At 60.1% G+C, this 24,501-nt stretch carries 19 protein-coding genes and 4 pseudogenes; 12 read left to right on the top strand and 11 right to left on the bottom strand.

Going from position 1 to position 24,501, the window contains the following annotated elements:
* Positions 1–28 precede the first annotated feature (28 nt).
* The 3 genes and pseudogenes from M1D87_RS27270 to M1D87_RS27260 form a co-directional block, all read right to left on the bottom strand.
* Positions 29–1,211: pseudogene (locus M1D87_RS27270) on the bottom strand (acyl-CoA dehydrogenase family protein).
* 125 nt (positions 1,212–1,336) lie between these two features.
* Entirely contained in the window at positions 1,337–1,588 is a 252-nt protein-coding gene (locus M1D87_RS27265) for a nitroreductase family protein (RefSeq protein WP_263398594.1), read from the bottom strand.
* Positions 1,589–1,796: 208 nt separating this feature from the next.
* Positions 1,797–1,955, bottom strand: a pseudogene (locus tag M1D87_RS27260) (nitroreductase family protein); the annotation flags it as partial.
* Between the two features lie 325 nt (positions 1,956–2,280).
* Here M1D87_RS27260 and M1D87_RS27255 point away from each other — a divergent pair.
* Positions 2,281–3,011: pseudogene (locus M1D87_RS27255) on the top strand (IS630 family transposase); the annotation flags it as partial.
* A 35-nt stretch (positions 3,012–3,046) separates the two neighbouring features.
* Here the strand turns inward: M1D87_RS27255 and M1D87_RS27250 are convergent.
* From M1D87_RS27250 to M1D87_RS27230, 5 genes and pseudogenes are all read right to left on the bottom strand, one after another.
* Positions 3,047–3,682 (bottom strand): annotated as a pseudogene (locus M1D87_RS27250) (transposase); the annotation flags it as partial.
* Between the two features lie 688 nt (positions 3,683–4,370).
* Positions 4,371–5,276: a transporter gene (locus M1D87_RS27245; protein ID WP_144000675.1), complete on the bottom strand. Its 906-nt coding sequence runs from the start codon at positions 5,274–5,276 to the stop codon at positions 4,371–4,373.
* Positions 5,277–5,431: 155 nt separating this feature from the next.
* Positions 5,432–6,184: a glucose 1-dehydrogenase gene (locus tag M1D87_RS27240; RefSeq protein ID WP_144000676.1), complete on the bottom strand. Its 753-nt coding sequence runs from the start codon at positions 6,182–6,184 to the stop codon at positions 5,432–5,434.
* A 29-nt stretch (positions 6,185–6,213) separates the two neighbouring features.
* Complete coding sequence (locus tag M1D87_RS27235) at positions 6,214–7,809, bottom strand: flavin-containing monooxygenase (protein ID WP_461241477.1); 1,596 nt, start codon at positions 7,807–7,809, stop codon at positions 6,214–6,216.
* Between the two features lie 117 nt (positions 7,810–7,926).
* On the bottom strand, positions 7,927–8,829 hold the full coding sequence (locus M1D87_RS27230; RefSeq protein ID WP_041506124.1) for an alpha/beta hydrolase: 903 nt from the start codon (positions 8,827–8,829) through the stop codon (positions 7,927–7,929).
* Between the two features lie 263 nt (positions 8,830–9,092).
* On the opposite strand from M1D87_RS27230, the gene M1D87_RS27225 reads away from it, so the two are divergent.
* Together M1D87_RS27225 and M1D87_RS27220 are read left to right on the top strand one after the other, a co-directional pair.
* The gene (locus M1D87_RS27225; protein WP_031312623.1) at positions 9,093–10,058 is read left to right on the top strand and encodes an IS481 family transposase; all 966 of its coding nucleotides are present in this window, start codon (positions 9,093–9,095) and stop codon (positions 10,056–10,058) included.
* A gap of 33 nt (positions 10,059–10,091) precedes the next feature.
* Complete coding sequence (locus M1D87_RS27220) at positions 10,092–10,298, top strand: transposase domain-containing protein (protein ID WP_103470362.1); 207 nt, start codon at positions 10,092–10,094, stop codon at positions 10,296–10,298.
* 293 nt (positions 10,299–10,591) lie between these two features.
* On the opposite strand, the gene M1D87_RS27215 is transcribed toward M1D87_RS27220, so the two are convergent.
* From M1D87_RS27215 to M1D87_RS27205, 3 genes are all read right to left on the bottom strand, one after another.
* Positions 10,592–11,494, bottom strand: coding sequence for a helix-turn-helix domain-containing protein (locus tag M1D87_RS27215; protein ID WP_144000674.1), 903 nt, complete (start codon positions 11,492–11,494; stop codon positions 10,592–10,594).
* 756 nt (positions 11,495–12,250) lie between these two features.
* The gene (locus tag M1D87_RS27210) at positions 12,251–13,405 is read right to left on the bottom strand and encodes an acyl-CoA dehydrogenase family protein (RefSeq protein WP_023049450.1); all 1,155 of its coding nucleotides are present in this window, start codon (positions 13,403–13,405) and stop codon (positions 12,251–12,253) included.
* Between the two features lie 58 nt (positions 13,406–13,463).
* Positions 13,464–14,330, bottom strand: a complete 867-nt coding sequence (locus tag M1D87_RS27205; RefSeq protein WP_144000673.1) for an IclR family transcriptional regulator — start codon at positions 14,328–14,330, stop codon at positions 13,464–13,466.
* Positions 14,331–14,571: 241 nt separating this feature from the next.
* Between M1D87_RS27205 and M1D87_RS27200 the strand changes: the two genes are divergently transcribed.
* The 9 genes from M1D87_RS27200 to M1D87_RS27160 all read left to right on the top strand — a co-directional run bounded on the left by M1D87_RS27200 (position 14,572) and on the right by M1D87_RS27160 (position 24,501).
* Positions 14,572–15,357: an enoyl-CoA hydratase gene (locus M1D87_RS27200; protein WP_023663046.1), complete on the top strand. Its 786-nt coding sequence runs from the start codon at positions 14,572–14,574 to the stop codon at positions 15,355–15,357.
* 3 nt (positions 15,358–15,360) lie between these two features.
* Positions 15,361–16,890 carry a 3-hydroxyacyl-CoA dehydrogenase gene (locus M1D87_RS27195; RefSeq protein ID WP_033962532.1) on the top strand — a complete coding sequence of 510 codons (1,530 nt, stop codon included), beginning with the start codon at positions 15,361–15,363 and terminating at the stop codon, positions 16,888–16,890.
* A 32-nt stretch (positions 16,891–16,922) separates the two neighbouring features.
* Positions 16,923–18,125: a 3-oxoadipyl-CoA thiolase gene (locus M1D87_RS27190; protein ID WP_144000681.1), complete on the top strand. Its 1,203-nt coding sequence runs from the start codon at positions 16,923–16,925 to the stop codon at positions 18,123–18,125.
* A 28-nt stretch (positions 18,126–18,153) separates the two neighbouring features.
* A complete protein-coding gene (locus M1D87_RS27185) occupies positions 18,154–19,392 on the top strand; it encodes a CaiB/BaiF CoA transferase family protein (RefSeq protein ID WP_041506119.1) in 1,239 nt (412 codons plus the stop codon).
* 62 nt (positions 19,393–19,454) lie between these two features.
* Positions 19,455–20,204, top strand: a complete 750-nt coding sequence (locus M1D87_RS27180) for an electron transfer flavoprotein subunit beta/FixA family protein (protein ID WP_461241476.1) — start codon at positions 19,455–19,457, stop codon at positions 20,202–20,204.
* On the top strand, positions 20,204–21,136 hold the full coding sequence (locus tag M1D87_RS27175) for an electron transfer flavoprotein subunit alpha/FixB family protein (RefSeq protein ID WP_144000679.1): 933 nt from the start codon (positions 20,204–20,206) through the stop codon (positions 21,134–21,136). The genes M1D87_RS27180 and M1D87_RS27175 overlap by 1 nt, the downstream gene beginning before the upstream one ends.
* A 127-nt stretch (positions 21,137–21,263) precedes the next feature.
* Positions 21,264–22,919, top strand: a complete 1,656-nt coding sequence (locus tag M1D87_RS27170; protein WP_144000678.1) for an electron transfer flavoprotein-ubiquinone oxidoreductase — start codon at positions 21,264–21,266, stop codon at positions 22,917–22,919.
* A gap of 114 nt (positions 22,920–23,033) precedes the next feature.
* Positions 23,034–24,158, top strand: a complete 1,125-nt coding sequence (locus M1D87_RS27165) for a Re/Si-specific NAD(P)(+) transhydrogenase subunit alpha (RefSeq protein ID WP_144000677.1) — start codon at positions 23,034–23,036, stop codon at positions 24,156–24,158.
* 28 nt (positions 24,159–24,186) lie between these two features.
* Positions 24,187–24,501 carry an NAD(P) transhydrogenase subunit alpha part 2 gene (locus M1D87_RS27160; RefSeq protein WP_041506114.1) on the top strand — a complete coding sequence of 105 codons (315 nt, stop codon included), beginning with the start codon at positions 24,187–24,189 and terminating at the stop codon, positions 24,499–24,501.

Below are 24,501 nucleotides of genomic sequence, written 5' to 3'. Positions count from 1 at the left end.
CGATCCTTCAGTTAAACCGTGATTACGCTCAAAGCCCCAGTACACGCTTGGCGATAATGTTCTTCTGGATTTCATTGGATCCGCCGTAAATGGTGTGCTGCACGGCCGTACATCAAGTCCTTGCGGGCCTGATCACCGAAATCGTGGCCGATATCCGCGGCGGTCGGGCCGTCGCGAACTATCAGGCCGCCGTAAACTCCGGCCAGCTCAATGTTCAGTTCGTGAATGGCCTGGTGGATTTCCGTGCCCTTGATTTTCATCAGCGAGGACTCCGCCCCGGGGCTCTGGTTATTGGCCATCGCCGCCAGTACCCGCAGCTCCATATATTCCAGCGCCATCAGTTCCACTTCGATGTCGGTATAGCGGGCTCGGAATAATGGATCTGTGATCATCGCCTTGCCGCCCTGGAATTCACGGCGAGCTTGCTGGCGCAGCTTTTCCAGCTGGCTTCTGGCCTCGGCAACCCGGGCAATGACGGTGCGTTCATGGACGAGCAGCGATTTGGCGTAGGTCCAGCCCTGACCTTCTTCACCGATCCGGTTGGTTAGCGGCACCCGCACGTTATCGAAATGAACTTCGTTCAGCGAATGTACGCCATTGATGCTGCGAATCGGCGACACCGTGATACCGGGGGTTTTCATGTCGATCAGCAGAAGGCTGATGCCATTTTGTGGCTTATCGGTCTGATCGGTACGGACCAGGCAGAATATCCAGTCTGCATACTGGGCGTAGGTGGTCCAGATCTTGGAACCATTGACGATGTAATCGTCGCCGTCCCGGTCGGCGCGGGGTTTCAGTGAGGCGAGGTCGGACCCGGCACCAGGTTCGGAATACCCCTGGCACCACCAGTCATCACCATTAAGAATGCCTGGCAGGAAGCGCTGTTTCTGTTCGTCATTGCCATAGGTGTAGATTATCGGCCCAATCATTTTCAGGCCAAACGGCACTACGTCCGGTGCATTGGCGGCGACCCGCTCGCCCTCGTAGATGTAGGACTGGGTGACTGTCCAGCCAGCACCGCCATACTCTTTGGACCAGAACGGGGCGACCCAGCCCTGCTCGTAAAGCTGCTTCTGCCACTGAATAACCCCCTGTTTGTAGGTCTCCGGTTTGTTAAGCAGTCGTTGTGCATGCGCGGGAGCCGCTTTGCCGAAGAAGCTCTGAACCTGTTTCCGGAACTTCAGATCATCTGCTGATAGGGTGGTATGCAAAACACAGTCTCCACATGTAAATAGCTTGCTTATTATTCTTGCCCGAGAGAGTCCCGGTACGCGGGGCCTGGGTGTTGCGATCAGTCACCGAAGATCACGGAATTTTCCAGGGGCTCCCGCACAGTTCATGTCCGGTTAGCATCGACTTCCGGGTCTTCATAACCAAAACTGATGCCCAGCAGGATGCCGGTCTGTTCCTCAAGGCCGAAGGCCTCGCGCACCAAATCCGGGTAAGCCCGCATGCTGCCCATGGCGCAGGAACTGATGCCGAACGCCTGCAGGGTGAGCATCAGGGTCTGGGCATAAATACCGACGTCGAGGGCGATGGTGGCACCGAAACTCCGGTCCATGCCGAGGAAGGCGATGTGGGGGGGCATCAAAGAACTCGAAGTTACGCCTTACGGCCCATGACCGGCCGTCCTTGTCATCCCGGGCGATGCCCATCTCGTTGTAGAGCGCGACGGCACAATCGACCTGGCGTTTGCGATATTCGCCTGCAAAGCCGGAGTTGTATCCAAAGTCGGGAGTGCCGGGAATACCTTGTTGCTGGCGGTCCAAGAATTTCTGGCGAAGGCGCTCTTTCAACTCTCCGGAAGCGACGAATGCTTTCCATGGCTGGGTATTGCAGTTCGATGGAGACTGCTGGGCAAGCTCGAACACCTGCTCAAGAATATCCCGGGGCACGGGCTCGGGAAGGAACCCCCTGACCGAGAACCTGGAGGTGACGGCGTCAACCAGTGTCATGGCGGGTGTGGATCTGACCATAGTGCTCTCCAGGGGAATTCTGGGTGCTGCTTTCGGCCTTACGTTAGCAAGTTACCCGCCCGCATAGAAAAGCATATTTTCTATTGAAGTTATGCTGAAAATGTATGGCTTTGCTGTGGCTGAGCTGGTGGCGAAGTTTCAGCCGCTCTATCACGACGAAGATCTAAGGGGGCTCGGGGAGGATGGTTCAGCGCCGATCGTTGGATGCTATTAGTGCGCGGCTAGTGGGCTGTCCGTAAAGTTCGTTTACCTATAGAGGGATAACAAATATACTGTGCATTCCTCCTTTTTCGGCGTATGTAGTATGGCTCGACCAGCGGCTTCTTTTTGTTTAAAACCCACTGATGTTGAGACGCTGCAAAGCTGGTTGTGCATGGGATCTCTGCCTCAAAACATTGGCCAACGCGCCCGGATTCTGTTGTTGCTGGCTAGCGGCCTCACGCCCAAGCAGGTCAGTGATCGGTTGGAAATTTCGTCGCCAGTCGTATTCAAATGGCGCAAGCGTTATCAGGAAGCGGGCCTCGATGGGCTGAGCGATCTCCCGCGTAGCGGACATCCACGCAAGCTCGACGAGGCGAAGATTAAGGAAATCCTCACCCTGACGACCCAGCGTGTACCGCGTGAGGCGACTCACTGGAGCCTGCGCCTGATGGCCAAATACGTCGGCGTTACCGTCTGGCAAGTCGCCCAGGTATGGGCCGCTGCCGACCTCAAGCCCCACCGGCTGAAAACCTTCAAGATCAGCAACGACCCACACTTTGCTGACAAAGTGGTCGATGTGGTTGGGCTATACCTGAACCCGCCTGACAATGCGATGGTGCTGTCCGTGGACGAGAAAACCCAGATCCAGGCGCTGGATCGCACCCAGCCATGCTGCCGCTCAAGCCGGGTCAGATCGAACGCAGGACGCATGACTACAAGCGTCGCGGTACGGCCAGTTTGTATGCCGCCTTCGACATCCTGACGGGCCAGGTCATCGGTCGCATTACCCAACGACACCGGGCCAAAGAGTTTCTTGAGTTCCTTCGGCAGGTAATCCCCCCATTTTTAGCACTCGCCAAAAGTAGAGGTCAGGCCGCGCGGGCCAACTTCTGTTTGGGGGTGATACCTCCCTGGGCCATGTTTGGCCGTTCGTGATTGTATGTCCACATCCAGCGAGTTGCATGTTCCTGCACCTCGGTGATCGACTCGAACAAATAATGCCCCAGCCAGTCGTAACGCACCGTGCGATTGTAGCGCTCGACGTAGGCGTTCTGCTGTGGATTTCCTGGCTGGATGTACTCCAGGCGAACGCCGCGCTTTTCCGCCCACAGAACAAGCTTACTGCTGATGTACTCCGGGCCGTTGTCACTACGGATGGTCTGTGGTTTCACACTCTTGCGAGCCGGAGTGATGAGTAGCTTGCCGGTGTACTTGCGTACGTTCTGGCCCAGAAAATCGAAGCCTTGCGAGATATGCGTTATCTGAGTCTTTTCATCAGAGAGTTCCAAACCTCGCTCTTTCAGGAACGCCTCAATTGCAGGACGAACCTGATGTTGCAAAACAGCTTTCGTGGCCCCTGTGATGATGAAGTCATCGGCATATCGTACGACGTGTATCTTGAATGGCTTACGCTTGCGCTCTGTCGAAGCCACGCTTGCATGGACGACATCTTCCAGGCCATCCAGCGTCCAATTCGCAAGTACCGGAGAGATAACGCCTCTCTGGTTGAATCGCTCCCTTGGCATCGCAATGACAGATTTCCATGTTCCGTACATGTGCCTGAATGATCGTCACGCCACCTCTATGCCGGATACCGCCAGACCAGAACCCGGGCGCCCGTCTGACTTGTCCCAGAGCGTTGTCGAGTCTCTGGTTTCGATATCGTCTGCAATTATCGACACTTCTTCGATGGTTCACTTACGTTCGTCTCAATCACTCATACCTGACTGACTCTTGGTCAGCCTTTTCCCGTGGCGCTCACCACACACGCTCTTTACGTATGCAGCCCAGGGTGGTTTGGAATCACCGCCTGATCGGCGAATCCGAGGGGCCCGCCCTCATCACAGATACAGCATGGCAGGCATCCTCCAGATGCTCTGCCTTCATGGCACACCGACAACTACCTTGAAAAACGCCGATCAACCGCTCCGGCCGTGCTGGCGCATTGGCCTTTCTGATTATGCAAGCTCAGTCGTCTTCAGGAAGCGGTACACCAGCAGCCCGCTAAAATGCATGAAAATACGCAATGCTTCACAGTGCCCTGACTGCGCCATACCCTAAGGCGCGATGCCTCAGGCCAGCCTTGGGCGCTACCCTGAAGCATCACGCGGATAAAAAAACAAACGGCCTGAATCAAGGATCCGGAGTTCATGGAGCCATTTCGAATGGTTCGGCCCACGCGCCCCGCACCATTCAGAAGAACTTTGCAAGTCGGAAGGTCAGTGTTGCATCGCGCTTGAACGTATTCTCTGCATCCACATCATGCCCGATCTCCATCAAAAACTGCGTTGTTGGGCTGAGCATTTGAGACCAGTCCGCCCGGATCGTGGTTGATTTCACATCCGAGCCATCGACGCCTTTGACCGACTCCTCCCCGCCCCGGGTTGTCGTGAATCCCAGCGAGAACATTGTCTTGGCACTCGCCTCATAGTTGAGCCAGCCAAGCATGGTAAAGCTTGGATCCTTTTCCAGATCCGCCCCGCCAGGGCCATCGTTGTTGTCACCATAGAAAGTAACGTCCCCCGCAAGATCGACCGACCATTGAGGGGCGATCTTGAACAGGTAAGCTGGCTGAATGGAGAGAGACCATCGGTTGGAACCCAAGCCCGGTTCGGAGGCAGAATAGTTGCCAGTCGGCAGGGTGAGATAGGTGGCAATGGCAAAGTAGCGTTCATGTTCGGGATCGTTCAGCGGCCAGAGCGTACCGACCAGCGTAACATCCCCGATGGAGAAGTCTTTGGTGTCGATGTCGCTACCCCCGACTCGCATATTGTTCAGGCTTCCGAAGGGTTGCAACACGTTCACATCGGCACGCATTCCGGCAATGTCGAAATAGTAAACGTAGCGAAGCAGGCCCACATTCGTGTCGAGGCTCGAGTCATCCACTTCATGGCCATGGCCATCGATATAGGTATCTGAAGTGCTGCCAAGATAATACAATAGGCCGATCTGCGTTCCCGCCGGCGCGGGCACGAAGTCATGCGGCTGCGAGTCCGCCCCATACGCGATGGTCCCCGACATCAGACACTGGACAGCAGTTGTGACAAGTGTAAAATTCCGAACCTTTCTTCCGAGCCCCAGCTTCATCAGCTTCATCATTTTTCTTCCCCTTGATGCCTAATTATTTTTTATTTTTAATTTTCCCGCAGCGCCCAGCAGTTGTCCGAAGCAGAATGCGGTTTCCGACTGTCCCGATGGTTGGCTGCCGACAGGCATGCTGCCGGAAGTCCTCAGGTTCTCAGGGTTGTGAACGGTCAGTTGGCGGTGTAGCCGCCATCGACCACCAGCTCTGCGCCATGCACGAAGGACGACTCGTCCGACGCGAGGAAGAGCACTGCCTGTGACACTTCGATTGGCTGAGCCGGACGCTTGAGCAGGGTTGGTCCGAGCAGGGCCGGGCGGATGACGGAGTCAGCCAGCAGATCCCGCGTCATTTGTGTCTCAATTACGCCTGGATGCACCGAGTTGACACGGATGTTGAAGGGGGCCAGATCCACCGCGCACGACTTGGTGAACATGCGTACAGCTCCCTTGGATGCTTGATAGGCGCTGGCACCGGGGGCGCCGACCAAACCATAGATGGACGATACGTTAACGATATTGCCTTTGCCTGCTTTCTTCATGAATGGAATGACCGTCCGCGTGCCAATGAAGACACTACGCGCGTTAACATCGAAGATGCGGTCCCAGTCCTCATTGGTCGTGTCTTGCACAGGCTTTAAAATAAGGATACCGGCGTTGTTGATCAGCACGTCGATGCGACCTGCACGTTCGATAACCTGCCCCACCGCTGCATGCCAGTCAGCCTCGTTTGTTACATCCAGTTTCAGGAAGTCGGCCTTGCCGCCGCTCTTGCGGATACCGGCCACCGTGGTCTGGCCCAATTCCACATTCATGTCTGCCACAAACACCCATGCACCGTGCGAAGCGAGCAGTTCGCTGTGCGATTGCCCCATGCCCATTGCGCCGCCGGTAACGATAATGACTTTGTCTTGTACGCGATTCATGTTGCCCCCCTTAGTTTTCAAGTGATTTTTTACTGAAACTGGAAGCCTTGATAACCTTGATTTCGGACTTCGGTGAGCTGCTGCCGATAGGCACCGAGTCCGGCCAGGTAGAAGTACACGGTGTTGGTTTTGCCTGGGATATTGGCGCCGAAAATCCATGACTCTGCTTTCGGGAAAAGTGTCATGTTCGCAATGTCCTGGCAGGTCTTGGTCCAGCAGGCCTCGGCCTCGGGCGTAGGCTCCACCGTCTTGAGGTTCTTGGCATTGGTTTCCTGGATCAGGTCGCTAATCCACTCGACCTGGGTCTCGATTGAAGGCGGCAAGTTGGTGAAGGGGCCGTTGGGGCCTAGTACCATGAACATGTTGGGGTAATTCACGTTCGCAACGCCTAGGTAGCTGGTCGGGCCGGCCTTCCAGTGGTCCTGGATGGTCAGGCCTTTACGGCCTCGGATATCGATCTTGGTGTAGTTACCGTCCACCGCATCGAAGCCGGTGGCAAAGATCAGCATATCCAACTCATGTTCGACCCCATCTGCGGTTTTCACCCCTTTGGGGGTGATCTCTGCTATCGGGTTGGCCTTGACGTCCAGCAGGCTCACGTTCGGGCGGTTGTACGTTGCGTAGTAACCGCTGTCGCACAGAGGGCGCTTAGCGTACAGGTCGTTCGGCGTGAGCTTGCGAGCAGTTTCCGGATCCTTGACGATTTCGGCAATCTTGGACCGGATGAAATCCTGCGCGGCCTTGTTGGCACGTTCGTCTGTGGCGATGTCGCAGAAGGTTTCAAACATGAAACGAAAGCCGCCACCATTTTCCCAAGCCTTCTGGAAGACTGCCTGGCGTTCCTCATCAGAAACACTCATCGCCGGCACCGTGCTTTCCTCGAAGCCGAAGGCGACCATGGAGTTTTTCACTTGCTCCCAGATTTTGTCGTAATTCTTCTTGATGTTGTCGACATACTCTCTGCTGACCGGGCCGTTACCGACCGGTACGCTGTATTGCGGCGAACGCTGGAACACTGTGAGATGCTCGACCTGTGGCGCAATGGCGGTGATCACCTGGGTACCTGTGGATCCTGTACCGATCACGCCCACACGTTTTCCCTCGAACTGAACATCCTGGGGCCAGTTACCCGTGTGGTAACACTCTCTCTGGAAGGTCTCTAGGCCTTTAATTTTTGGAATATTAGTGGCGGAGAGCAGACCAAGCGCAGTCACGATAAACTTGGCAGTGTACGACTCACCCGTGTCGGTATGCACCTCCCAGAGGTTAGTCGTTTCGTTGAAATGCATCGCGGTGATCCCAGTATTGAACTGGATATCCTTGCGCAGATCATGGCGGTCCGCCACTTTCTCGAGGTATTTGAGGATTTGCGGCTGGGTAGTGTACCGACTGGTGATATCCATCTCCTGCAACAGTTCTTTGTCCCACGAATAGCAGTAAACATGGGTTTCAGTATCGGACAGGGCGCCCGGATAGCGGTTCCAGTACCACGTTCCGCCCACATCACCTGCCTTGTCGAAGACGCGAACATTGAGACCCTGCTCGTCGCGCAGTTTTTTCAGCATATACAGACCGCCAAACCCTGCGCCAACGACGATGGCGTCGAAATCTTTAGTTGCTACCACGACGTTTCTCCTTTTTATGGCCAAAGCTCCGCCTGGCGGAAGCCTGTGCCCGCATTAACTTTTTGAGATGATGAAGCTCCGGGCAGCCAAACCCGAAAATGGCTAGGGACTACCTCGTCACGCGGACTTGAACCACTTAGCGATACGGCTGAGTTCGGCATCGGCCTCGCGGGCACGCCCTGCCAAGATCGGAAATACGTGCTGCATGCCGTCTACTACAGACAGGGTTACATCCACCCCAGCTGCCTTGGATATCTGTTCCAGGTCTGTGGCGTTATCGAGCAGCGTCTCTAGCGAGCCAACCGAGATATACAGGCGCGGGAATTCCTGGTAGTTGGCTTTAAGTGGATTAGTAAGCGGATTGGTTCGCGAACCGGTCTCGCCAAGGAACATACCCGACATCCCCTGAAGAACAGCTTTACTCACCAACGCGTCAGTTGCATGGTTGGCCTCCAGAGTCTGGCCAATATGCTCCATATCGAGCCATGGGGAAAAAACGATGACGGAACCCGGCAAGGCCATGCCCTCGTCGCGCAATTTGAGCACTGTTGCAATTGCGAGGTTGCCGCCAGCCGAGTCACCGCTTGTCGTAATGTTTTGCGATTTGAAGCCGCGTTCAAGAAGCTCGCGGTACACGGCTGTCGCATCCTCTATCTGTGCGGGAAAGGGATGCTCGGGTGCACGGCGGTAGTCGATGACAACCGCTGTGACACCCAATTGTTTGGCAAGATGTCCTGCAAACTTGCGGTGGCTCGCGGCTGACCCAACAGCGAAGCCCCCCCCATGGGTGTACAGAATCACCTTGGAGGAATCGGCGCTCTCCGGCAGCGCCCAGATGGACTCGACTCCAGCAACAACGTCTGATTTGTAGGTCACACCCTCGGGCTCCAGCGTAGGCTGGTGCCATTCGTCAAACAGGCTGCGTAAGTCAGCAATTGTCAGATTGGGATTGGCCGCCATACGGTCGGTCCAGGACTGATACAGAGCGCGCAGAAAATCTGCTTCGGATGAGGTATTCATGCTAATTGGCTCTATTATTATTGTTAGTGTGGAACAGCTAGCACGTATACTGATTGTTGAACCGATTGGGGGTATTGAACGTTTTTTACATTTTTTGGAATAGAATTGCTAATCGCGGGCGGCCAAAGGGCACCTCTAAAAACACAGATCCGGGCTTAGCCAGACGGCAAAAAAGTGCAGTTCCTTACATTCGAGCACCGGGTTAGGTGTGCAGTCCCGGGAAGTCATGGTGCATTCTTGAACCCTCATCAGGAGGATGCGCTATGGCAACAGGTCTTCATGGCTCAGCCCGCACAACGCCGCGAGTTCGAGCCGAGCTCCAAGCGTCGCAAGAGTCGACGCGCGCCCTTGCCGCCCGCTACGGACTGAACGTCAAAACCGTAGCCAAGTGGCGTACGCGCTCGACGACAGCTGACAAGCCTATGGGGCCTGCCAAGCCGCGTAGCGTCCGACTCTCGGATGCTGAGGAAGCGATGGTGGTCGAGCTCAGGCGCTGCACCCTGCTTCCCTTGGACGACCTGCTGGGGCATCTGCGTGAACCCCTCCCTCAACTGACTCGCAGTGCCTTGCATCGCTGCCTGGTACGCCATGGCATCAGCAGACTGCCCAGCAAAGAGCCGGTCGGAGCCAAGCATGGAAAGTTTGCGCCAACCGAAATTGGCTACCTGCATATCGACAGCAGTGAGCTCCGTCTGGAGCAGGGAAAACAGCACATGTTCCTGGCGATTGATCGCGTCACCAAGTTCACCCATGTGGCGTTTTTCGATGCTGCAACAAAGCAGAACGGCGCGGCGTTTCTCGAAGAGGTGGTGACGGCATACCCGTACACCATTCACACAGTTCTCACGGACAACGGCGTGGCGTTCACCGAGCAGCCACGGTATCGCAACGGCCTGACCAATCGGTTTGGTGGGCACATTTTCGACCGTGTCTGCCAGGAGCATGGCATCAAGCACAAGCTCACCAAGCCCTATCACCCGTGGACCAACGGACAGGTCGAGCGCATGAATCGCACCGTGAAGGAGGCCACCATCAAGTCGTTCCACTATCCGGACTTCGATGCGCTGAAGGCCCATGTGCGGGCCTTTGTTACGGCATACAACTTTGCCAAGCATCTGAAGGCTTTACGGTGGCGTACTCCGTTCAAAACGATCTGTGATGCCTGGACTCGAACGCCGAACCGTTTCAAGCTTGACCCGCACCACCTCATCCCGGGACTGCACACCTAGGCTCTCGCAGAGCATCGTGAATGGCCGTCTGCCGTGCGCAACCAGCGACCTTGCTCAGGCCATTTCCCGGAGACTCGACCTCCGCTTGGGGTTGTAGAACGCCGATTTAACGCACGAGTCAGGGGTCTGGAGCCCAATGCGTGGCTGCGCTACGTCCTCGAACGCCTACCGCAGGCGCGCAGAGTAGAGGACTGCGAAGCGCTGCCGCCGTGGGCCTACAAACCAGCGACGACAATGTAACGCACCGACTCCATCGTCGGCAGATGGAGTTTACGGAGCGTTTTCCTCGCTCTGCCTGCACAATTATGATTGGCTTCAAGAGGAATCCTGTGATGCGCAACAAGTGAGAGAAAGAAAGTTTTCGCGTATTTTCGGAGAATGGAGAGCCCCATGGAGGCTCCGCCACCCGCGCGCGTGGCAAACAGCTCGAAATATGCGAAAAATTTTCTTTCGGAGCTTATCACCCGATATGGATGTTCATGATCAGCACGTCCGTGCACGTATAACTTCCTCAAAAGCCCTATCTTTAGGTATTATTTTTTATATCCATGCATTGCAGTCGATCGACTATACTCCGTCGGTGTCACGTTGAGAAATTTTCGGAAGAGGCGCGTCATGTGACTCTGGTCGGAGAATCCGCTACAGGCAGCGACAACCTTCAACGGCATGTCCTGGCGCGCAATTAACTGCTTTGCATGCTCAATCCGTTGCCGCATCACATAGACATGCGGAGAGCAGTTAAACTCGTTCTGGAATTTCCGAATAAGACTGAATACGGTTAGATTTGTCAGCCCGGCCATATCCTCCAGCGAAATATTCTGATCGATATTCTCCTTAATGTATTGAACAAGGAGCCCACACTGTGCCGACGAGAGCTTCCCATAGGCGCAATGTTCTCGAAAAATGATGTTCGCGTAGCGGCGCAACACATGAATACACAATTGGTTTTTCAGCGACTCCACGTAAAGACTTCCCCCAAGCCCGCCCTCTTTCAATTCACTTTCAAGCATCGCCACCAAAGTTGGCAGGGTCGGATCTTTGGCGCTGACCAGATCGTACATTTCGACGTCCTTGATGTCGCGCTCGAACACCTCGCCTGCGACACGCGCGACGGCGGCTTGTGATAGGTACAGGTGGGAAACATCGATCGGTTTGTTCCAGCGCCATTGTGATTGCTCGCCGCGGGTGAGAATCGACATGACGCCGGGCTCTACTGTTTCGGAATGCCATGGCCCACTGCTACGCCGACTCATCTCGGACATGCCGCGCTTATAGATGACGATCATGAAATCACACATCTCAGGTATCGCTACGTCCAGATCGGTGTAGCGATACCCCTTAAGCGTCATGCCTTCCCAAGATAGGGGAGCGCTGTCTAAGGTGAGTTCACCCGGAATCCACTTTGGTACTTGTTCTGGCGAGATAAGTTTTTTCATCTTACTTTCTGCCTCTTATGTCTCCATGTGGTCTGGAACCAATGCTCTCTCGCATTGTTTTTCCATTCCATCAAAGACTTTCTTATATTTTTTTTCAGCATTTTGCATGAGTCAAAAAATGACTTTTCTATTCGACAACCCTGCATTTCAAACGAATTAGCTATCAATCCAGCATGCCCTCAAAGCACACCACAACTCCTGCTGATCGTCAAGGCATGAAGGGATGCTTTCCGACTTACAGCAACCCTTGAGCAGCACGGGCTTTGGCGATCCTGCAGGACTGAAATATCGGGTTACTTCTCCTCAGACACTTAGGACTTTCGAGAAGCCTCACTTCGCTCGAATCTTGATCAGCCCTCACGACAATGGCAATTGTGGATATGAACATGCGTTCTTCAAGCCATACCGGGCTGACTTCACTCAGAAAAACACCCCGCAGGCCTGCGCCCATCGGGGTGTTTCCACCCGGTGGACGACGCCGTGTCGCTTACTGCTTCTGCAGGTCGAACTGTTTGTCCTTGATGTGATCAGCAGGCCAAGGAAGCAGAAGACGAAGACAATGACCCAAGTATTTCTCCTGGGGGCGTCCACACTTGTTTGAATGGCTGTCGTGGTGCTCATAACGAACGAAGCCTTTTGTTGTTCTAGCGAAACGGGAAAAGTGCCTCCTCCCCGCGCTGCTGGACCCATCTGGACGCGCGTCCGGGATACCTATGCCACCGAGCGAGTGCCAATGGCATGGACGCGCGGGCAGGGTTAGCGCTGAGCTTCGCGGATCATGTTGCGGGCGATGATCACCTGCTGGATCTGGGTCGTACCCTCGTACAGGCGGAACAGGCGCACGTCGCGGTAGAAGCGCTCGATGGCGTATTCGCTGATGTAGCCTGCGCCGCCATGAATCTGGACTCCACGATCGGCTACGCGACCGCACATCTCGGTGGCGAACATCTTGGCGCAGGAGGCTTCGGTACTGACGTTCAGGCCCTCGTCGCGCTTGCGTGCAGCGTCCAGCACCATGCAGCGGGCGGCGTAGATCTCCGCTTTGCTGTCGGCCAACATGCCTTGGATCAGTTGGAACTCGGCGATGGGCTGGCCGAACTGCTTGCGCTCGATGGCGTACTGCAGCGTGTCTGCGAGCATGCGCTCGGCAGCGCCGACGGACAGCGCGGCGATGTGCAGCCGGCCCTTGTCCAGCACCTTCATGGCGGTCTTGAATCCCACGCCTTCCTTGCCGCCAATCAGGTTGGCGGCAGGAACGCGCACGTTCTCGAAGATCACGTCGGCTGTGTGGGCACCCTTCTGGCCCATCTTGTGGTCGCGCTTGCCGATGGTGATGCCCAGCGTGCCGGCTTCGACTATGAACGAGCTAATGCTACCAGCGCCCTTGATCTCCGGATTGGTGCGGGCCATCACAGTGAAAATGCCGGCGTGCGGCGCGTTGGTGATGAAGCGTTTAGTGCCGTTGATGACATAGAAGTCGCCGTCGCGCACTGCAGTGGTCTTCAGTGAGGCTGCGTCGGAACCCGAATCAGGCTCGGTCAGGCAGAAGGAGCTGAGGCACTCGCCGGCCGCCAGCTTCGGCAGGTATCGGTCCTTCTGCTCAGGGGAGCCGTCGAGCAGGATACCGATGGAGCCGATGCCATTGTTGGTGCCGATGTAGGAGCGGAATGCGGGGGAGGTGCGGCCGAGTTCGAAGGCGATGTTCACCTCTTCTTCCATGGTGACGCCCAGACCGCCGAACTCTTCCGGGATGGTCAGACCGAACAGGCCCATCTCACGCATCTGCTCGATGATGTCCTGCGGGATGGCGTCGGTCTCGGCAACTTCGTTTTCGCGAGGGATCAACGCTTCGTCGACGAACTGATGGATCGAATCCAACAGAAGCTGCAGGGTTTCTGGGTCACGGATCATGTGCTCTCCTCAAGGGCCCACAGGTGGGCCCGGCTGGCGAGGCACTGTCACCCGAGGATCAACGAGCGGCAGCGCCTATGTTGTTAACCATGTTGATCAGGCGGGGCCCGATGTCGTCCTCGAGCCTCTCCCGTGTCAGTTGGAAGCTCGGTCCTCCGCAGTTGAAGGCCAGCAGCCCGTACTGCGGATGTAGCAAGGGCACGGCGACGGAATTGACGTCGCGATGCCATTCGCCGATAGACAGGCAGTAGCCGTAGTCGGCGTAGTCCCTGAAGGCGCGGTCCAGACCTTTACGGATGGCCGGCCATTGTTCCGTTTCACGCTGGCGGATGTGATCGAGCAGAAACTCCCGTTCGTTCTCCGGCATCGCCGCCAGGCACGCCCGCCCAACCGAACTCTGGGCCAGCGGCAGGTAGCTGCCGATCTGTCGGCGCATGGTCATGTTCCCCTCGCCTTGCACCACATCCAGATAAACCATCTGCAGTCGATCACGGGCAGCCATGGCAACCGCGGCCTGAGCGTGATTCGCCAGTTCCTCCATCAGTGGGTGTGCTACGGAGCGAATCGACAAATTCGAGAGCATCGAATAGCCGAAGCCCAGCACTCCCACATCCAACTGGTACTTTCCCGAATGAATTTCGCGCTTCAGGCAGCCCAGCCGCATCAAGGTGTTGGTAAGCCTTGTCACCGTCGGCTTAGGCAGGCCGGTCTTCCTGGCCAGGTCCTGATTGCCGAGCACGTTTTCACGCGGACTGAAGCAGCGCAGCAACTCCAGCCCCCGCGCCAGCGCGGTAACGAACTGGCCGCTATTTTCCTCTTCACTCAGGGCTGACACCGGATCGAGAAGCCCCTTCTCAAGCAGCTCCAGTTCAGTCTCGTGATCAGTCGATACGGATGCCTGCGAATCCGTCCTGTTGTGGCGCATGGTAGAACCCTCAACTCCAAAAAATCAATAAAATAAAATCAAGTTTCGTATGGCGAAATTGTAGTGAGCATCCGTACAAAGAGCAACCGGAAAACATTCCGGTTTGAATTGCCTGATTTTACTGGATTTTAAGCGGTTTTTGATCAATGGCGTTTACATCGGCACCAACCTGTCACTATGATTTGTTCGTATTCGAAATGTGATTTCGTGCAGCGAAACAAAAGGCGAGATTTTAGACGTCATGAATTCAGAGCAAGCGAAACAGGTCCTAGTGACTTTCCAGGAAACCGGCGTGGCCGTTGTACGGATCAGTCGCCCCGAGGCGAAGAACGCCCTCAACAGTCATGTGCGTCAGCAACTGGCCGAGCATTTCCGGGCCTTGGCCATCGATCCGCAGGTACGGGTGATCGTCCTCACCGGTGGCGAAGAGTGCTTCGTCGCTGGCGCAGATGTCCGCGAGTTCGCCCAGGCCAGCCCGATCGAAATGTATCGCCGGCACACCGAGTACCTGTGGGAGGCCATCAGCCGCTGCCCGAAACCGGTGATCGCCGCAGTGAACGGCTTCGCCCTGGGCGGCGGCTGCGAGCTGGCCATGCACTGCGACATCATCGTTGCCGGTGAGTCGGCGCGCTTCGGCCAGCCGGAAGTGAAGCTCGGGCTGATGCCCGGCGCTGGCGGCACCCAGCGCCTGATCCGCGCGGTGGGCAAGTTCCAGGCCATGCGCATCGCTCTGACCGGCTGCCTGGTCAAGGCGCCGGAGGCGCTGGCCATGGGCATGGTCAGCGAAGTGGTGGCCGATGAGCGCACCCTGCCGCGTGCCCTAGAGCTGGCCGCTGAGATAGCCGCACTGCCGGCGCTGGCGGTGGCGCAGATCAAGGAGGTGATGTTGGCCGGTGCTGATCTGCCGCTGGACAGTGCTCTGGCACTTGAGCGCAAAGCCTTCCAGTTGCTGTTCGACTCCCGTGACCAGAAGGAGGGTGCCGCAGCCTTCCTCGAAAAGCGCAAAGCCAACTTCCAGGGGGAGTGAGACATGACTCGTATGATCGATCGCATGGCCATCGTGGGTACCGGTGTGATGGGCAGCGGCATCGCCCAAATCGCCGCGCAGGCCGGCATCCAGGTGAAACTCTTCGATGCCCGAGAAGGCGCTGCGCAGGTCGCCCGTGACAACCTGGAGCGCACCCTCGGCAAGCTGGCAGACAAGGGCAAGATCAGCGGCGCCGACGTCGAGGCCACACTGGAGCGCCTGCAGGTGGCCAGCACCTTGGAAGAACTGGCTGATGCACAACTGGTGGTCGAGGCCATCGTTGAGCGCCTGGATGCCAAACAGGCGTTGCTCGGCGAGTTGGAAGCCGTGATCACCGCCGATTGCATCCTGGCGACCAACACTTCGTCGCTCTCGGTCACCAGCATCGCCCGTGGCTGCCGACACCCCGAGCGGGTGGCCGGCTTCCACTTTTTCAACCCGGTACCACTGATGAAGGTGGTCGAAGTGATCGACGGCCTGGCCACCGACGCGCAGGTGGGCGACTGCCTGCAGGCGCTGGCGGCGCGCATGGGCCATCGCGGCATTCGCGCCAAGGACACCCCGGGATTCATCATCAACCACGCCGGCCGCGCCTACAGCACCGAGGCGCTGCAGATTCTCCGGGAAGGCGTAGCCGAACCGGCGGATGTCGACCGCATCCTGCGCGAGGGGCTGGGGTTTCGCATGGGCCCACTGGAGCTGTTCGACCTGACCGCGCTGGACGTGTCGCATCCGGTGATCGAGTCGATCTACAACCAGTTCTACCAGGAGCCGCGCTACCGTCCCTCGCCGCTGACCCGGCTGATGCTCGAGGCCGGTTATGTGGGGCGTAAGGTGGGCCGTGGCTTCTACCGCTACCAGGACGGGCAAATGATCGACCCGCCAGTACCGCAGGCGGTGCCGACAGTGGAGGCGTTGCCGCCGGTGTGGATTGGTGCCGAGAACGACACCGACCGCGAATGCCTGACCGGTTTGCTGGAGCAGCTCGGCGCTCGCATTGAGCAGGGCACCACGCCGTCGTGCGAGGCACTATGCCTGCTGGCGCCCTATGGCATCGACGCGACCAGCGCCTGCTCCCGCTTCGCCACCGATCCGGCACGGACGCTGTGCATCGACCTGCTACTCGACCCGATGCGGCACCGCTGCCTGATGCAGTCCCCTGCAACCCGTCCGGCGATGCGCGATGCGGCCCATGCGCTGCTGGCTGGCGACGGGGTCGGGGTTACCGTGATCAACGACAGCGTCGGCTTCATCGCCCAGCGCATGCTGGCGATGATTGTCAACCTAGCTGGTGACATCGTGCAGCAGCGCATCGCCAGCGTGGACGACCTCGACGAAGGCGTGCGCCGTGGTTTGGGTTATCCGCAGGGACCGCTGGCCTGGGGTGACAGCGTTGGCGCCGCGCGCTTGCTGCTGATTCTTGAACGCATGACCGCGCTGACCGGCGACGCCCGCTACCGCCCGGGACCCTGGTTGCGCCGCCGGGCCGCCCTCGGCCTGTCGCTGCGCCATGCCGAACCGGCGCTGGGTTGAGTCTTCACTTTCACTTCAATAAGGAGCCTTCAATGCTCAATGCTTTCCTGTACGCCGGCCTGCGCACGCCCTTCGGACGACATGGCGGCGCCCTGGCGCCGGTGCGTCCGGACGACCTGGCCGCGCATGTGATCCGTGAATTGCTGGACCGCCACGGGGTGCCGGGCGATGCCATCGAGGACGTGCTCCTCGGCAACACCAACCAGGCCGGCGAGGACAGCCGCAACGTGGCGCGCCATGCCGCACTGCTCGCGGGCCTTCCGGTCACGGTGCCGGGACAGACGATCAACCGCCTGTGCGCCAGCGGGCTGGCGGCGGTCATCGACGCGGCGCGGGCGGTGACCTGCGGCGAGGGCGAGCTGTTCGTGGCCGGCGGCGTGGAAAGCATGTCGCGCGCGCCCTTCGTAATGGCCAAGGCCGAAGCCGCCTACAGCCGCGACCTGACGGTCTACGACAGCACCATCGGCGCACGATTCCCAAATCCGAAGATCGTCGCCGCCTTCGGCAACGACAGCATGCCGCAGACCGGCGACAACGTGGCCCGTGAATACGGCATCAGCCGCGAGCAGGCCGACCGCTTCGCCGCCGCTTCCCAGGCGCGTTACGAGGCGGCCCGCCAGGCCGGCTTCTTCAACGACGAGATCGTCCCGGTGAGCGTCTCCACCGGACGCAAGACCCCGCCGAACGTGGTCAAGCAGGACGAACATCCACGGCCGGAGTCCGACGAGGCGGCCCTGGCACGCCTGAAGCCGCTGTCCGAGGGCGGCGTGGTCACCGCCGGCAACGCCTCAGGCGTGAACGACGGCGCTGCCGCGCTGCTGATCGGGTCCGCAGCAGCGGGTGAGCGTTATGGCCTGGTGCCTATGGCGCGCGTGCTGTCGGCCGCAGCGGTGGGTGTGGAGCCGCGCATCATGGGCGTCGGTCCGGTGGAGGCAATCAACAAGGCCTTGGCCCGGGCCGGGCTCGGCCTGGCGGATATGGACATCATCGAGATCAACGAGGCCTTCGCCTCCCAGGTGCTCGGCTGCCTGAGCGCTCTAGGGGTGGCCTTCGACGATCCGCGGGTCAACCCCAACGGCGGAGCCATTGCTGTGGGCCACCCGCTGGGTGCGTCCGGCGCGCGCCTGGCGCTGAGCGCTGCGCGGCAGTTGCAGCGCAGCGGCCAGCGTTACGCTGTGGTGAGTTTGTGCATCGGAGTCGGCCAAGGGCTGGCGATGGTCATTGAGCGCGTGTGACTGCGCAGCTAAAGAAGGTGAGATAAAAATGGGTGCATTAAGCGGATATCGCGTACTCGACCTCAGCCGCGTACTAGCCGGCCCCTGGTGCGGCCAAGTGCTGGCGGATCTGGGAGCGGAAGTGATCAAGATCGAGCGGCCTGGCGTGGGCGACGACACCCGCGGCTGGGGGCCGCCCTTCATGAAGACCGCGGATGGCGCGGACAGTCCCGAAGCTTCCTATTACCAATCGACCAACCGCAACAAGCTGTCGGTGGCATTGAACCTCGCGACTCCCGAAGGCCAGGCGCTGGTACGTGCCCTGGCTTGCGAATGCGATGTGCTGATCGAGAACTACAAGGCCGGTTCGCTGGCCAAGTACGGGCTGGACTACGAGAACCTGGCGAAGCTCAATCCGCGCCTGGTGTACTGCTCCATCACCGGCTTCGGGCTGACGGGCCCGCGTGCGGAAGAGCCCGGCTACGACTTCATCATCCAGGGCATGGGCGGCCTGATGAGCATCACCGGCGAGAAGGATGGCGTGCCCGGGGCCGGCCCGCAGAAAGTGGGTGTCGCAGTGTCGGACGTGATGACCGGCCTGTATTCCGTCATAGCCATCCAGGCCGCGTTACTTGCGCGCGAGAAAACCGGACGTGGCCAGCATTGCGACATGGCGCTGCTGGACGTGCAGGTGGCGATGCTCGGCAACCAGAGCCAGAACTACCTCAGCACCGGGCGCTCGCCCGGCCGACTGGGCAACGCCCACGTCAATATCGTGCCGTACCAGGTGTTCTCCGCCAGCGATAGGGATTTCATCATCGCCTGCGGCAACGACAGCCAGTTTGTCGCGTTGTGCGAGGCTATCGGCTTGCCGGAACTGCCCCGGGACTTGAGGTTCACCAAGAACGCTGATCGAGTGCGTAACCGTGTGGTGCTCGTCGGGAAGCTGGCCGAACACTTTCTGAGTGATACGGCCGACAACTGGGTTACCAGAATCCATGCGGTCAAGGTGCCGGTCGGTGTGATCAATGACATCGGCCGGGCCCTGGACGAGCCGCAGGTGCTGGCCCGCGACATGCTGGTCGACATTCCCCATGCTCTGAACCCCGGATTCCGCATGGTCGGTAGCCCGGTCAAACTGTCCGACACCCCGGTGGAGTACCAGCGTCCGGCACCGCAACTCGGTGAGCACACCGATGACGTGCTCAAGCGCCGTCTCGGGCTGGATGACGTCCGCCTTGCCGAGCTCAAGGCCCAAGGTGTCATCGAGCAACTCGGCGATCTCTGACGCTGCTCTTGCGCCGGAGCCGCCTTTGCCGCTCCGGCCCTCTTTCCTTTCTGGAGGCTGCCATGAAAATACTCGTCGCCATCAAACGCGTGGCCGACTACAACGTCAAAGTCCGCGTCAAGGCGGATAACTCCGGCGTTGACCTCGCCAACGTGAAAATGTCCATGAACCCCTTCTGCGAAATCGCCGTGGAAGAGGCCGTGCGCCTCAAGGAAAAGGGCATCGCCACTGAAATCGTCGCCGTCTCCGTGGGCGCCAACACCGCCCAGGAGCAACTGCGCACTGCCCTGGCCCTCGGCGCCGACCGCGCCGTGCTGGTCGAGTCCAACGAGGAACTGGGCTCGCTGGCCGTCGCCAAGCTGCTCAAGGCCGTGGTCGACAAGGAGCAGCCGCAGCTGGTCATCACCGGCAAGCAGGCCATCGACAGCGACAACAACCAGACCGGGCAGATGCTCGCTGCGCTGACCGGCTTCGCCCAGGGCACCTTCGCCTCCAAGGTCGAGGTCGCCGGTGACAGCGTCAACGTCACCCGCGAGATCGACGGCGGCCTGCAGACCGTGGCCCTCAAGCTGCCGGCCATCGTCACCACCGACCTGCGCCTCAACGAGCCGCGCTACGCCTCGCTGCCCAACATCATGAAGGCCAAGAAGAAGCCGCTCGACGTGCTCACCCCCGACGCGCTCGGCGTCTCCACCGCCTCGACCGTGAAGACCCTCAAGGTCGAGGCCCCCGCCGCGCGCAGCGCCGGCATCAAGGTCAAGTCGGTGGCCGAACTGGTCGACAAACTGAAGAACGAAGCGAAGGTGATCTGATGGCCATTCTCGTCATTGCCGAACACAACAACGTCGCCCTGGCCGCCGCCACCCTCAACACCGTGGCCGCTGCCCAGCAGATCGGGAGCGACATCCACCTGCTGGTCGCCGGCAACGGCTGTGGCGCCCTGAGCGAGGCCGCCGCCCAGGTCTCGGGCGTGGCCAAGGTGCTGCTCGCCGACAGCGCCGCCTTCGCCCACCAGCTGCCGGAAAACGTCGCGCCGCTGATCGTCGAGCTGGCGCGTGGTTACAGCCATGTGCTGGCCCCGGCCACCACCAACGGCAAGAACTACCTGCCGCGCGTCGCCGCCCTGCTGGACGTCGACCAGATCTCCGAGATCGTCAAGGTGATCGACGCCGACACCTTCCAGCGACCGATCTATGCCGGCAACGCCATCGCCACCGTGCAGTCGTCCGCAGCGGTCAAGGTGATCACCGTGCGCACCACCGGCTTCGACGCGGTGGCCGCCGAGGGTGGCAGCGCGAGCATCGAGGCCGTCGGTGCTTCCTGCGATGCCGGGGTCTCCGCCTTCATCGGCGAGGAGCTGGCCAAGTCCGAACGCCCCGAGCTGACCGCCGCCAAGGTGGTGATCTCCGGTGGCCGCGGCATGCAGAGCGGCGACAACTTCCAGCTGCTCTACGGCCTGGCCGACAAGCTCGGCGCCGCCGTCGGTGCCTCGCGCGCCGCGGTGGACGCCGGCTTCGTGCCCAACGACATGCAGGTCGGCCAGACCGGCAAGATCGTCGCGCCGCAGCTGTACATCGCCGTCGGCATCAGCGGCGCCATCCAGCACCTGGCCGGCATGAAGGATTCCAAGGTCATCGTCGCGATCAACAAGGACGAGGAGGCACCGATCTTCCAGGTCGCCGACTACGGCCTAATCGCCGACCTGTTCGAGGCGATACCGGAACTGACTGCCCTGCTCGCCTGATCCTCCTCGCGGCACAAGCCGCGGATTTGGCTCCGGCACTGATCGTGTGCCTGAGGACTTGGGCAACTCGTCGGGTTGCCCATTTTTTTGCCTGCAGGTTTTCTGCGAAGAGAATTGAGGTCAAACAATGCAACGCGAATACATGGAATTCGACGTGGTCATCGTCGGAGCCGGCCCCGCCGGTCTGTCCGCCGCCTGCCGCCTGAAGCAGAAGGCCGCCGAAGCCGGCCAGGAGCTCAGCGTCTGCGTGGTGGAGAAAGGCTCCGAAGTCGGCGCCCACATCCTCTCCGGCGCGGTGTTCGAGCCGCGCGCCCTGAACGAGCTGTTCCCCGACTGGCAGGCCCTCGGCGCCCCGCTGCACACCCCGGTCAAGCGCGACGACATCTATCTGCTGAAGAGTGCCGACGCCGCCACCCGCATCCCCGACTTCGCCGTGCCCAAGACCATGCACAACGAGGGCAACTACATCATTTCGCTGGGCAACCTGTGCCGCTGGCTGGCCCAGCAGGCCGAGGGCCTCGGCGTGGAGATCTACCCGGGCTTCGCCGCCCAGGAAGCGCTGATCGACGACCAGGGCGTGGTGCGCGGCATCGTCACCGGCGATCTCGGTGTCGACCACGCGGGCAAGCCCAAGGACGGCCTGTACACCCCGGGCATGGAGCTGCGCGCCAAGTACACCCTGTTCGCCGAGGGCTGCCGCGGCCATATCGGCAAGCAGGTGATCAAGCAGTACCGCCTGGACAGCCAGGCCGACGCCCAGCACTACGGCATCGGCATCAAAGAGCTGTGGGAGATCGACCCGGCCAAGCACGAGCAGGGCCTGGTGGTGCACACCGCCGGCTGGCCGCTCAACGACGAGAACCCGGGCGGCTCCTTCCTCTACCACCTGGAGAACAACCAGGTGGTGGTCGGCCTGATCGTCGACCTGTCCTACAGCAACCCGCACCTGTCGCCGTTCGACGAGTTCCAGCGCTACAAGCACCACCCAGTGATCAGGCAGTACCTGGAAGGCGGCAAGCGCATTTCCTACGGCGCGCGCGCCATCTGCAAGGGCGGCCTCAACTCGCTGCCGAAGATGGTGTTCCCGGGCGGCGCGCTGATCGGCTGCGACGCCGGCACCCTCAACTTCGCCAAGATCAAGGGCAGCCATACCGCGATGAAGTCCGGCATGCTGGCCGCCGATGCCATCGTCGAGGCGCTGGCCGTCGGCCGCGAGGGCGGCGACGAGCTGAACAACTACGTCAAGGCCTTCGAGGACAGCTGGCTGTACGACGAGCTGTTCCGCAGCCGCAACTTCGGCGCGGCGATGCACAAGTTCGGCGCCATCCTCGGCGGCGCGTTCAACTTCGTCGACCAGAACCTGTTCGGCGGCAAGATCCCGCTGACCCTGCACGACAACAAGCCGGACCATGCCTGCCTGAAGCCGGCCGCCCAGTCGCAGCGCATCGAGTATCCCAAGCCGGACGGCAAGCTGAGCTTCGACAAGCTGTCCTCGGTGTTCCTCTCCAACACCAACCACGAGGAAGACCAGCCCTGCCACCTGAAGCTCACCGATCCGAGCATCCCGCTGGCGAAGAACCTGCCGCTGTACGACGAGCCGGCGCAGCGCTACTGCCCGGCCGGAGTGTACGAGATCGTCGGCAACGACGACGGCAGCCAGCGCTTCCAGATCAACGCGCAGAACTGCGTGCACTGCAAGACCTGCGACATCAAGGACCCGGCGCAGAACATCACCTGGGTGACTCCGGAGGGCACCGGCGGGCCCACCTACCCCAACATGTGATTTGGCACACCACCAATGCCCAGGACCGCCATCCCTTGCCGCTCGCGGCCAGGGAGACATTTTCTGCACGCGCCGTGCTATCGGCGCGCTTCATGATCTATCCAAGGAGATGAAATGAAGGTTGGAATCCCCCTCGAAACCCACGCCGGCGAAACCCGCGTGGCCGTCACGCCGGAAACGGTGAAGAAACTCGTCGGCCAGGGCCACCAGGTCGTCGTCCAGTCGGGCGCCGGCATCCAGGCCAGCGTTCCTGACGACGCCTATGTCGCCGCCGGCGCCCGCATCGGCACCGCGACCGACGCCTTCGGCGCCGAGCTGGTGCTCAAGGTGGTGGCACCCAGCTCGGACGAGCTGGCGCTGATGCAGCCCGGCGCCGTGCTGGTCGGCATGCTCAATCCGTTCGACAACGCCAACCTGGCGCGCATGACCGAGCACGGCATCACCGCCTTCGCCCTCGAGGCCGCGCCGCGCACCTCGCGCGCGCAGAGCCTCGACGTGCTGTCCTCGCAGGCCAACATCGCCGGCTACAAGGCGGTGATGCTCGCCGCCAACCACTACCCGCGCTTCATGCCGATGCTGATGACCGCCGCCGGCACGGTGAAGGCCGCCCGCGTGCTGGTGCTCGGCGCCGGCGTCGCCGGCCTGCAGGCGATCGCCACGGCCAAGCGCCTCGGCGCGGTGATCGAGGCCTCGGACGTGCGTCCGGCAGTCAAGGAGCAGATCGAGTCGCTCGGCGCCAAGTTCGTCGACGTGCCGTTCGAGACCGACGAGGAGCGCGAGTGCGCCCAGGGCGTCGGCGGCTACGCCCGGCCGATGCCGGCGTCGTGGATGGAGCGCCAGGCCAAGGCGGTGCACGAGCGCGCCAAACAGGCCGACATCGTCATCACCACCGCGCTGATCCCCGGGCGCCAGGCGCCGACCTTGCTGCACGCGGCCACCGTCGCCGAGATGAAACCGGGTTCGGTGGTGATCGACCTGGCCGCGGCGCAGGGCGGCAACTGCCCGCTGACGGTCGTCGACCAGGTGGTGCTCAAGCACGGCGTGACCCTCGTCGGCCACACCAACCTGCCGGCGCTGGTGCCGGCGGATGCCTCGGCCCTGTATGCGCGCAACCTGCTGGATTTCCTCAAGCTGATCCTCGACCAGGACGGCAACTTCCAGCTCAACCGCGAAGACGACATCGTCGCCGCCTGCCTGATGTGCGAAGGCGGTCAGCTGGTGCGCCGCAACGCGGCCTGATCGCTCACCTGATTACAAGGACAACACCATGGACCCGATTTCCGACGGTCTCTACAACCTGATCATCTTCGTGCTGGCGATCTACGTCGGCTACCACGTGGTGTGGAACGTCACCCCGGCGCTGCACACCCCGCTGATGGCAGTGACCAACGCCATTTCCGCCATCGTCATCGTCGGCGCCATGCTCGCCGCGGCGCTGACCGAAACCGGCCTGGGCAAGACCATGGGCACCCTGGCCGTGGCGCTGGCCGCGGTCAACGTGTTCGGCGGCTTCCTGGTCACCCGGCGCATGCTGGAAATGTTCAAGAAGAAAGACAAGCCGGCCAAGGCGGAGGCGCACTGA

Source organism: Pseudomonas sp. SA233, assembly GCF_054792385.1.
This window is presented reverse-complemented; position numbering and strand designations above follow the sequence as displayed.

Bases quoted from the DNA above. Each gene is read 5' to 3' on its own strand.
- M1D87_RS27265 (WP_263398594.1), bottom strand. From the start codon at position 1,588: ATGCCCCCCCACATCGCCTTCCTCGGCATGGACCGGAGTTTCGGTGCC.
- M1D87_RS27245 (WP_144000675.1), bottom strand. From the start codon at position 5,276: ATGATGAAGCTGATGAAGCTGGGGCTCGGAAGAAAGGTTCGGAATTTT.
- M1D87_RS27240 (WP_144000676.1), bottom strand. From the start codon at position 6,184: ATGAATCGCGTACAAGACAAAGTCATTATCGTTACCGGCGGCGCAATG.
- M1D87_RS27230 (WP_041506124.1), bottom strand. From the start codon at position 8,829: ATGAATACCTCATCCGAAGCAGATTTTCTGCGCGCTCTGTATCAGTCC.
- M1D87_RS27225 (WP_031312623.1), top strand. From the start codon at position 9,093: ATGGCAACAGGTCTTCATGGCTCAGCCCGCACAACGCCGCGAGTTCGA.
- M1D87_RS27215 (WP_144000674.1), bottom strand. From the start codon at position 11,494: ATGAAAAAACTTATCTCGCCAGAACAAGTACCAAAGTGGATTCCGGGT.
- M1D87_RS27210 (WP_023049450.1), bottom strand. From the start codon at position 13,405: ATGATCCGTGACCCAGAAACCCTGCAGCTTCTGTTGGATTCGATCCAT.
- M1D87_RS27205 (WP_144000673.1), bottom strand. From the start codon at position 14,330: ATGCGCCACAACAGGACGGATTCGCAGGCATCCGTATCGACTGATCAC.
- M1D87_RS27200 (WP_023663046.1), top strand. From the start codon at position 14,572: ATGAATTCAGAGCAAGCGAAACAGGTCCTAGTGACTTTCCAGGAAACC.
- M1D87_RS27195 (WP_033962532.1), top strand. From the start codon at position 15,361: ATGACTCGTATGATCGATCGCATGGCCATCGTGGGTACCGGTGTGATG.
- M1D87_RS27190 (WP_144000681.1), top strand. From the start codon at position 16,923: ATGCTCAATGCTTTCCTGTACGCCGGCCTGCGCACGCCCTTCGGACGA.
- M1D87_RS27185 (WP_041506119.1), top strand. From the start codon at position 18,154: ATGGGTGCATTAAGCGGATATCGCGTACTCGACCTCAGCCGCGTACTA.
- M1D87_RS27180 (WP_461241476.1), top strand. From the start codon at position 19,455: ATGAAAATACTCGTCGCCATCAAACGCGTGGCCGACTACAACGTCAAA.
- M1D87_RS27175 (WP_144000679.1), top strand. From the start codon at position 20,204: ATGGCCATTCTCGTCATTGCCGAACACAACAACGTCGCCCTGGCCGCC.
- M1D87_RS27170 (WP_144000678.1), top strand. From the start codon at position 21,264: ATGCAACGCGAATACATGGAATTCGACGTGGTCATCGTCGGAGCCGGC.
- M1D87_RS27165 (WP_144000677.1), top strand. From the start codon at position 23,034: ATGAAGGTTGGAATCCCCCTCGAAACCCACGCCGGCGAAACCCGCGTG.
- M1D87_RS27160 (WP_041506114.1), top strand. From the start codon at position 24,187: ATGGACCCGATTTCCGACGGTCTCTACAACCTGATCATCTTCGTGCTG.